Source organism: Ochrobactrum sp. EDr1-4, assembly GCF_049199085.1.
Taxonomy (GTDB): domain Bacteria; phylum Pseudomonadota; class Alphaproteobacteria; order Rhizobiales; family Rhizobiaceae; genus Brucella.
This window is the reverse complement of sequence record NZ_JBLZOF010000008.1, coordinates 169,962-179,791: the sequence shown is the minus strand read 5'-3', so window position 1 is coordinate 179,791 and position 9,830 is coordinate 169,962. Positions and strand designations below refer to the sequence as shown.

Below are 9,830 nucleotides of genomic sequence, written 5' to 3'. Positions count from 1 at the left end.
CTGGCAAGACCTCTGTGAGCGATGCGGGCGTGCGGGTTGGCAAAGATGTTAAACTCACCGATAAGGGCCTGGAGCTGGAAGGCGGAGTAAAAGTCACCACCGACGGTATCAATGCAGGCAACAAAAAACTTACCGGTATTGCGGATGGTGAGGTTAGCGCGACATCTAAAGATGCGGTTAATGGTTCGCAGCTCAACAATGCTATGGAAAAAGCTGACGAAAATAACGAAGAGATAAAGAAGCTTGATGATCGTGCAGTCAAATACGATCTTGATGAGAACGGGAAAAAGTCCAACAAAGTAACATTAACTGGTGGAGATCCAAATAGCCCCGTTATTCTTTCCAATGTGGAAGCAGGGGTTCAAAAGAATGATGCGGTCAATGTTGGTCAGCTTAAAGAAGGCGTCGCCTCATCTGTTAAGAATTCGTACTCTTATACAGACCAAGTTTCTGTTAACACAATTAAGACGGCAAATAGTTACACCGACCAACAGTTTACAAAATCAAATTCCTATACTGACGAGAAGTTTGGAGAAGCTCAACAGTATACTGATGAAAAATTCGGTGTACTCAATGGCAAAATCGGTGACGTTAGAAAGGAAGCCAGGCAGGCAGCGGCTATTGGCCTCGCGGCTTCATCGCTTCGGTATGACGACAGGCCTGGAAAATTCAGTGCGGCAGTTGGCGCTGGGTTCTGGCGAAGTGAAGGTGCCTTCGCTTTCGGTGCAGGCTACACTTCGGAAACTGGTCGTCTTCGTACCAATTTGACAGCAACAACGGCGGGGGGGCACTGGGGTGTTGGTGCAGGAATGAGTTGGACTTTTAACTAAGGAAAATACTATGGGTAGCGAAACTAAGATTGCTAAAATTCTACACATAATCGGATGCATTGTAGGGTGCATATTTATCAATATCGCACAATCCGACGCTTCCTCTTATAGGATAAAGCAATCAGAAGTTTCGCTACCAAAGGGAGCTTCATACGGATTATACAGACGAACGATTACCCCATTCGAGTTTTGGACGTTGATATGTGACGAAGATGCCATGAAAAAGCAACGCATATGTAATGTGACCCAAAATATTGAAGATGCGGAAGATTCATTTGTATTTAGTTGGTCACTCGTTGGCACGGAGGGCGGAAAGCCAGTATTTATTCTTCGTGCACCGGCAGCACTTGGTGCTAACCGTGTCATTCAATTAAGACTTACCGGAGAGAAGAAGCCTGTAGATATTAAGACGACCGCTTGTGATGAAAACATTTGTTTGGCCACGCAACCTGTCGGGCCAATCTTGAGAAAGCACCTTGAAAAAGGTTCTGAAGTGGTAATATCTTTCAAAGAGGCAGGAAAGAAAAATACGACAATCAATACAACTCTTCAGGGTGTAACGGACGCGATGTCAAATATTCCCAGATGATTATTTCTATATTCAATCCATAAAATTCCATTACGAAAAAAATATCAATATTACGGGGTGCAAAAAACCAAACACCCATGAGCGTAAGAGAGAGACTGCAAAGATTTACCGCTATATTTTTTTGCGATCGCTGCAGGTAGATGATCGCAACTTCTGGCAAATTTACTCTCTTCCCTCTCAGCTGTGAGTTTTCCAGAACAGGACTTCATACCATTTATTGTTGTTGGAAAAACGACCGAAAGATGCATGGTGATGTTGTCTCGGCACCGTTACCTTAATCTTGGCTCTCTGCTCAAGGCTACGCACTATAGGTTATGGTCACCTACAAACTACGTCCTTACGCCGCTGCCAAACGTGAATTGGGTCTTAGTGTCTGCAACCAATTGATCTGTGCGGATCATCGTGCCTTACGACAAACCGCCAACAACATGTGGCGCGAATTCGCTTGTCTGAAATCTGCACAGAAACTGTGGTAAAAACCATGTTACGTCGGCACTCACGTTGAAGTAACGGTGCCGGTCAAAGAAACGATTCAGTCCTTCATCGAAAGCGGTGATCCGCTGACAACATTTATAGGGTTCATATTCTGGCCAAATTCAGCCACCAGAATCGTTAAATCCGCTTTGATGGAAAATTATAATGGGCTCGAATTAAGTCGAGCTAAAATGCATTTTCATAAACAAAATAAGGTTGATCAGATGGCTCGCATTCAAATTTGCATGACCAAAAACGGTGAAACTGATGAACAAGCTTTCATCGGATATTATGCACCGCTGCGCACGTTTTTCTTGCAAGGCTTTCTTCGAGATCATGTTGATTATGAGGACTTTGATATTTGGCTTGGAACTCTTTTAGAGCAATATCCAACTCTGGAAGGGATAATTGAAGCTGCCCAATCACAGGGATATGAAGTTCAAAATCTCAGCCATGAGGACCACTTGCGAATACTTTTAGCCGCCGGGCAGCTTAAAGAACCAAATCTGGTCGAGCGCATGGATCTCTCTAAATAGGCGGCTTTGTTTTTTTTATGTTTCTTGACGGAAAGCACGTATGCACCGGCTTGATTTATCTGCGTTGATTGCCAGAGGGAGAGAAGGGCCGGGGAAGAGTGGCTTGCTGGACTTAGAGAGCGTCCGGCATGGCCGGTCCTTATCCGCTCTCGATAGGATTTCCCATGATCGTGATCTCTTCTCCAAGGTTAAGCGCCGTTTCAAACCAAGCCATTTCCACCGATTACGCTGCGCGCGCGGATAAAATCATCCGTGCAGGCCATGTAATTTTGACGTTTCTCGACGGTGGCAAGAAGATACGATCGCATCAGTTACGCGATGTCCGGATTGATTGCTTTGGCGGATCGGATTCGCAGGGCTTGTCGTCAGACCCGTTATTATTGATGTGACGGGTCGAGTATGATGACCAACAGTTCAGCTCAGGAACTTGCAGATTGCCTCGCGCGTGATGCCGAGGCGGTTTGCCGTCATTATTTGTCTGCAGGCCATAAAGCAGGCAATTACTGGATCGCGGGTGATATTAGTAATAATAAAGGCCGATCCCTCTATGTGCACCTGACGGGTAAAAGGAGGGGTCGGTGGGCAGATGCAGCAACGGCGCAATATGGCGACATGCTTGATCTGGTTCGGGAAACTTGCGGCTTGGTGGATTTTCATGATGTAGCGGATGAGGTCAGGCGCTTTCTCAACCAACCGAACTTTGGGCCACATAAGCTGCAACCAGGATTCACCCAAAGTAGCGATATAATAGCCGATCAGCGCGTTTTCATATCGGCAGATGAGCGCGCGCGTCGGTTGTACGGCCTGACACAGCCGTTGTCCGGCACTATGGCTGATCGTTATCTATGTCAACGCAGCATTTTTCGTGGATCGACGCATCCAGCCTTGCGATTTCACCATGCTTGTTATTACCGGGATTTTGCAACGGGGCGGACGAGCAGCTATCCAGCATTGATCGCGGCCGTAACCAACCATGCCGGGACAATTACCGGCGTTCACCGTACCTATCTTTCCCAAACTGGATTGGGTTCAGATGACGTTGGAAAGGCTGACGTCGACACTCCCCGCCGCGCTCTTGGCGGCCTTATAGGCAATGGCGTCCGTTTCAATTGTTCGGATCGAAGCCCAAGGGTGGTCATGGCCGCAGGTGAGGGCCTGGAAAGCATTTTGTCCCTCGCAGATGTCATGCCAGGCATGCCAATGGTTGCAGCGCTCACCGCCAATCACCTCGCTGCATTCCAGCCCCCAGCTGAATGCGTGCGTCTCTATATTGCAGCAGATGCTGATGCTGCTGGCAGGCTCGGTATTCAAGGGTTGAGCCGACGCGCGCAGGAATGCGGGATACTGCCGCTTGTCCTGCAATCTGAACTCGGCGATTTTAACGAAGATCTGCGCCAGCTAGGTGCGGACCGTCTAATAGCAAACCTAAAAGCTCAACTCGCCCCTGAGGATAGAGACGCTTTTCTGCCTGAGTGACTGTTGTTTGTTGATGAAACATGGTGGCGCCCTCCATAGCCGAGAAGGGAGCTTCTTCTGTTTCTCACGTTTGGCGTTAAGCGCGCGCTTGCGATCTGCCAGAAGGCGACCCTTACCATGCTGTGGGTTGGCCTTCAGCGGGTCAGTCTGGTTTCTTCCCCTGTCTGACTGCTTTGCAGTCAGCCATTCCTCGCGAAGCAAGAAACCCTCCTTCCGCCGCCCGGCGCTTTGCTAGGCCGCAGCGCTTTGCACTGCGGTTCCGGCCACCCACTGCATGGAGAGGGATCGCTGTCAGGCCGCGAGAAGCGCGGCGCCAACCCCACGGAGATCATCATGAACCTTTCCCTTCCTTTCAACGATGCATTTGAGCCTAACCATGCATCCTCACCGACCGACCGCGTCATTCATGAGATGCAGATTTACGGCTATCGTCCTCACCAGGACGAACCTGACCCCCGGCCTTTGCCCGAAGAGCACGTCGTCCATTCAGCACTGGCTACGATGTTCGATGCATTCGCCGGGATGGTCGGGGACACGCGGTTGGAACCCGATCTCGATGACCTGCTGTGGTCGACGGTCAATTTGTTTCATCGCGCCGGAGAACGTATCCAACGTGAGCTACAGCGCAATGAGGATGCGCAACGCAACGCTCAGGGTGAGCAGGACGGCTCGGAAGTTAAAAGCGTCGAACTTGAGCGCCTTATTGCTGAGGGCATGACACATCTTGAGCGCCGCAACGCCTTTGAGTTCATGCGTGATCATGCAGCTGACCTGTTTGAGGCACAAACCGGATCAGCCTGGCGACCACGGACCGGTTCAAAGGTCAGTCATGCCAATATGACAGCGGCAATGATCGACAGCCGGGACTTTTTATCTGCCAGACGTCGAGCTGAAACCGAAGTTCTGATCCCTGCCGGAACGAAAATCGTCTTTGGCGGAGGCATGGATTATAATGATCACGAGCGGATCTGGACAACCCTCGATAAGACCCGTGAAAAACATCCAGACATGGTGCTGCTCCATGGCGGATCAGCAAAAGGCGCAGAGCGCATCGCCGCTTGCTGGGCCGATGCGCGCAAGGTGACACAGATTGCTTTCAAGCCGAATTGGAACCGTCATGCCAAAGCCGCTCCCTTCCGCCGCAATGATGATATGTTGTCGGTCATGCCAGCGGGCGTCATTGTCTTTCCGGGTTCAGGCATCACCGGTAATCTCGCCGATAAAGCGCGTCAGTTTGGCATACCGGTTTGGCAGATCAAGGGAGATGGCGCGTAAGCGCCATTTCTCCTTATCAAACTAATCCAAAGGATCAATTTTCACCTAAGGTGACGTTTTAATAGCTGAGAATGGTGTTATTCCTTAGACCGCACGGTTACCTTTGCTATTCCATCGTCCACCAACACGACAGGCACCTTCGCCGCTATACCATGTGGGTGCGCGAATTGCCTCATCAAGCCGCCATGCCATAAGCTCACTCCCACCGAGCGTGAGTGGTAAAGGCGTCATGCATAAACGCCACATTCGATGCGGTCGAGGTAATCTTCAACAAGGTCAAACCCGGCAGGCGTGCTCAGAAGATTAATTTGCAAGCAGCCAAGCGAATGTGTCATCTTCATTGAACAAGCAAAATGGCGATCTGGTGCGTCAGGACACTCAGACGCGGAATGGCCCCGTTCATCGTGTCTCTATTTGCATATCTGATCATTGAGGTTTCTATTCTCATTCAGTAAATGGAGTATGAGCTTAGAGCAGCTCCTGAAGTGCCGTCAGGTAATTTTTACACCAGGTGAAGACATTATTCTGCTCAATTGTTTTGAACATTGTGGTATGCCGTTCTTGTCTCTGATCCAATGGCATAGATACCGCTCGACCGATAGCATCAGCGATACTTTCCACATCATAAGGGTTAACCAGCAAAGCGCCGCCTCGCAGTTCATGTGCGGCGCCAGCAAAGCGCGATAGAATAAGCACGCCGGGGTCTTCAGGGTTCTGTGCGACAACATATTCTTTTGCGACAAGGTTCATACCGTCCCGCAAAGGTGTCACAAGACCTACTTTCCCCATACGGTAGATAGCCGCCAAAACACTTTGACTAAACGCGCGGTTCACATAGCGGACGGGGGTCCAGTCCAAACGTCCCATTGTACCGTTGATATGTCCGGCGATCTCGGCGACTTCACGTTGCAGGGCGTCATATTCATCAACACCCGATCGGCTTTTGGGTGTTACTTGCAGGTAGGTTACCTTTCCATGCCAGGCGGGGTTCACTTCAAGAAAGCGTCGATAGCCTGTTAAGCGTTCGGGAAGCCCTTTTGTATAATCTAACCGATCAACCCCAACGATGAGATCGCGGCCTTCGAGCGAAGTGCGAAAACGCTGTAAAGTAGCGCTGTTATTGAGCGTTTCAGCGGTTCGTTTGAAAGCATCCGTATCAATACTGATTGGAAAGGCACTGATACGGAAACGACGATTGGGATTTTCGAACACACCAGGGGTGCCGTCTACCGGCTTTGCGAGACCTCCCCGCTTGAGGCATAGAGCGAAGTTTTCCGCATCATCTTCTGTTTGAAAACCTATAAGGTCGAGCGCGGTCATTGCGCGCAGGATTGTGTCCTGAACGGCAAGCGTGAAAAAGACATCCGGGGACGGCCACGGGATGTGCATGAAAAAGCCCATGCGATTTTTAAAACCCATCTGCCGCAGTTCAGCGGCAAGCGGTAACAGATGGTAATCATGTATCCATATAAGATCATCATGTTTTATAAGCGGTGCCAGACGCTCGGCAAATAATCGGTTTACCCGAAGATATCCCGCCATATCGCGCCGGGCATAGTCAGTCAGATCAATACGGTAATGGCAAAGTGGCCACAAAACGCTGTTCGCAAGCCCCTTATAATATTCCGCCAGATTGCGGTCGGACAAATCGGTGAGGGCATAGGTGATCGGGCCTGACTGACGTGTCGTCAAGGGACCGGGACTGTCCTCACCGCTTGATTTGCCGGACCAGCCCATCCAAATGCCGCCGCGCTCACTCAGCGCTGCATGAAGAGCAACAGCGAGCCCTCCTGTTGGTGGTTTGTCTGGATCTGGTACGCGGTTTGAAACGACAATCAGTCTGCTCACAGAACCTCCTCCCATGATCTTGAAAGTGCCATCGCCGCATTGATCAGCCCGACCATCGAATAGGTCTGAGGAAAATTACCCCATAATTCGCCGCTCTCGACATGCACGCCTTCAGACAGAAGACCTAAGTGATTGCGGCGCGCAAGAACGTCAAAAAATATCTCCCGCGCCTCGGCCTTGCGGCCAGTTCGGACAAGCGCGTCGATCAGCCAGAATGTGCAGGCTGTAAATGCAGTTTCCGGGGCGCCAAAATCGTCTGGAGCACGATAGCGATAGAGGTGATTACCAAAGCGCAATTCGCTCTCACAGGCAGCAACCGTTGCGAGGAACCGTGGATCATCTGGTGGTATAAAGCCGGTTTCTGCCATCAAGAGCAGGCTGGCATCAAGCTCAGCGCCTCCGAATGTGGAAACGAAACTGTTGCGCTCTGCGCTCCATGCATTTTTGAGAACGCATTCGCGAATATGTTGTGCGCTGGCAGACCATCGCTGAAAGGATTCAGCCAGATTGAGTTTTTGCGCAATACGCGCAAGCCTGTCACAGGCTGCCCAGCACATGAGCGCGGAATGCGTATGAACGTCGTTTCGCGTGCGAAATTCCCAAAGCCCAGCGTCAGGTTTGTCCCAGCGCGCTTCGGCTTCTGCGCCCAGCCGCTCTAACCGACGGAAAAGCTGGACTCCACCCATATTGGGCAAGCGCTCATCAAAGAAGTATTGTGTTGCTGCCAGAATGACGGAGCCATAGCCATCATTCTGAATCTGGGTCCACGCCGCATTACCGCGTCTGACAGGGCCAAACCCCTTGTAACCGCGCAGGCTGGAAACAGAATATTCGTCAACTTCACGCTCCAGCCCAAGCCCGAACAAAGGCTGCATATAGCCATCAGGCGATCCTGTCACGATGTTGGAAACATAGGTGAGATAATCTTCCATAGTCAAAGTTGCATTAAGACTATTGAGCGCTTTCACAGTGAAATAAGAATCCCTTAGCCAGCAAAAACGATAATCCCAGGTGCGCTCGCTATCTCCATATTCGGGAATTGAGGTCGTCAGGGCAGCGACAATCGCCCCGGTTTCTTCATTTGAACAAAGCTTGAGAGTTATCGCCGCGCGAATAACGATATCCTGATAATCCGCAGGCAATGCCAGGCTGCGAACCCATTCTGTCCAATAGGTTTGCGTTTTTTGCTGAAATAAGCGCGCAACGCTCATCACGCTGTCTGTCAGTTGCTCATCGGGTCCAAGAATAAATGCCAAAGGGCGATCGAGAAGAAATTCGGTTTCGTTAAGCACATACTCCACGGGCGCATCTGTGGTCATTCTCAGAACTTGATTGCCCAGAATGTAGCGCAGATGACTGGTGCCTCTTGTCGTCTCCGGTGCTTGCGCACCATAGTCATAGCGGGGTCTGAGCGATACCTTGATAAAGGGTGAACCGGACAACACTTCGACAATGCGCACAAGGGTGAAACCACGAAAAATGCGCCCTCCCATCTTAAATCTTGGCGCAAAATCTATGATTTTTGCCTGATTGCCATGTTTGTCTGTCAGTATTGTTTCCAGAATAGCGGTATTGCGAACATAGTGCTGTTCACTGCTCACCTGATCAGCCAACCGAAACTGCCATATACCGTCTTTTTCATTGCCAATTGGGTTGAGCAGACCGCAAAAGACGGGGTCGCCGTCCATGCGCGGCATGCACATCCATGAAAGGCCAGCATCGCGATTGATAAGTGCTGCAAGCGAAGAATTTCCAACCACGCCGAGATCGAGAGACTGCGTGGCTTGTAAATCTGTATCTGATCTGTTCATTCAACGAGTTTCCTGATCCAGTTACGCAAAGCCTGCGGAGTTTCAGCCATCAGAGTGGCGCTTGTTTCAAAATGCTGATTTGGAGGGCCAACACGCAAGCTCACGCCATTCAGTCGATTGACCGCGCGAAACATGGCTTCGTCCGTATGATCATCACCCGCAGCAACCGGGCGCCTGCCTTTGAATGGATGCATGGTCATCAACGTTTCAACGGCAGTGCCTTTGTTGCTCGCAGAAGGTTTGATCTCGATGACAAATTTACCTGATTGCAACTCGAATTCCGGGCCTGCAATCCGAATTGCATCAGACATGAGCTGCCCGACGAGTGGCTCGTGATGCGGGGCTTGTCGATAGTGAATTGCGAAGGCCCGACCTTTGTCCTCAAAGACAAGGTCATCTATCGCATTGGCAGATTGTCGCGCGGTTTCGCGGGCTTTTTTAAAAGCTGATGACGCATTTCCAGTGAAAGTCGCAGTGTATCCATGCGATCTGACTTCTGCGCCGTGCAAGCCCGCTACAGCTAAACTATGTCCGGGAAGCAGCCGATCAATAAACTCAATTGACCGACCGGAAACAATTGCAACGGCGCCATCTGTTCGTTCGGCCATTTTCTGCAACGCGGCTTGAAGGCCCCCTTCAACCGACACTGCATCAGGCGTCGGCGCCAGATCCAGCAAAGTCCCGTCCAGATCGAAAAAGAAACAATATTCACGCAAATCCATGAATTAGCAGATAGGCGACACGTCGCCGCTGGCAACCCGCTTTTCAAAATTACTGTGGCTGCGTTCATAACAGTATCGCGAAATGCTGATCGTCCTCCCTGAAGATTGCGCGCCTACGGATGATCAGTGGCTTTCTAAGGGTGGTATCCGGATTGGTCCGTGATGTCACGACTGCATTTTATTCGCCAGGGCAGTTTCGAACGCGTGCGGATAAAAATCTCACCCGCCCGGATCATTGGGCTGTCAAGTCGCGGGGGGCGTTTTGCATG

9 protein-coding genes and 1 pseudogene are annotated in these 9,830 nt (G+C 50.6%); 6 read left to right on the top strand and 4 right to left on the bottom strand.

What is annotated here, in order from left to right; all coding sequences use genetic code 11:
* From ACOZHT_RS20200 to ACOZHT_RS20175, 6 genes are all read left to right on the top strand, one after another.
* The coding region (locus ACOZHT_RS20200; RefSeq protein WP_421566380.1) for a YadA-like family protein at positions 1–830 on the top strand (830 nt) is incomplete at its 5' end.
* Between the two features lie 10 nt (positions 831–840).
* A complete protein-coding gene (locus tag ACOZHT_RS20195; RefSeq protein ID WP_339515162.1) occupies positions 841–1,419 on the top strand; it encodes an invasion associated locus B family protein in 579 nt (192 codons plus the stop codon).
* A gap of 512 nt (positions 1,420–1,931) precedes the next feature.
* Positions 1,932–2,429, top strand: coding sequence for a hypothetical protein (locus ACOZHT_RS20190; protein WP_339515160.1), 498 nt, complete (start codon positions 1,932–1,934; stop codon positions 2,427–2,429).
* Positions 2,430–2,557: 128 nt separating this feature from the next.
* Positions 2,558–2,818: a hypothetical protein gene (locus ACOZHT_RS20185; protein ID WP_339515158.1), complete on the top strand. Its 261-nt coding sequence runs from the start codon at positions 2,558–2,560 to the stop codon at positions 2,816–2,818.
* Positions 2,819–2,828: 10 nt separating this feature from the next.
* Positions 2,829–3,905, top strand: a complete 1,077-nt coding sequence (locus ACOZHT_RS20180; protein ID WP_421566379.1) for a DUF7146 domain-containing protein — start codon at positions 2,829–2,831, stop codon at positions 3,903–3,905.
* Positions 3,906–4,238: 333 nt separating this feature from the next.
* On the top strand, positions 4,239–5,180 hold the full coding sequence (locus ACOZHT_RS20175) for a DUF2493 domain-containing protein (protein WP_339515156.1): 942 nt from the start codon (positions 4,239–4,241) through the stop codon (positions 5,178–5,180).
* A gap of 87 nt (positions 5,181–5,267) precedes the next feature.
* On the opposite strand, the pseudogene ACOZHT_RS20170 reads toward ACOZHT_RS20175, so the two are convergent.
* The 4 genes and pseudogenes from ACOZHT_RS20170 to otsB form a co-directional block, all read right to left on the bottom strand.
* A pseudogene (locus ACOZHT_RS20170) lies at positions 5,268–5,411 on the bottom strand (RES domain-containing protein); the annotation flags it as partial.
* 237 nt (positions 5,412–5,648) lie between these two features.
* A complete protein-coding gene (otsA, locus tag ACOZHT_RS20165) occupies positions 5,649–7,028 on the bottom strand; it encodes an alpha,alpha-trehalose-phosphate synthase (UDP-forming) (protein ID WP_339515155.1) in 1,380 nt (459 codons plus the stop codon).
* Positions 7,025–8,839, bottom strand: a complete 1,815-nt coding sequence (locus ACOZHT_RS20160) for a glycoside hydrolase family 15 protein (RefSeq protein ID WP_421566378.1) — start codon at positions 8,837–8,839, stop codon at positions 7,025–7,027. The genes otsA and ACOZHT_RS20160 overlap by 4 nt, the downstream gene beginning before the upstream one ends.
* Entirely contained in the window at positions 8,836–9,561 is a 726-nt protein-coding gene (gene otsB, locus ACOZHT_RS20155; RefSeq protein WP_421566377.1) for a trehalose-phosphatase, read from the bottom strand. The genes ACOZHT_RS20160 and otsB overlap by 4 nt, the downstream gene beginning before the upstream one ends.
* Positions 9,562–9,830: the final 269 nt, after the last annotated feature.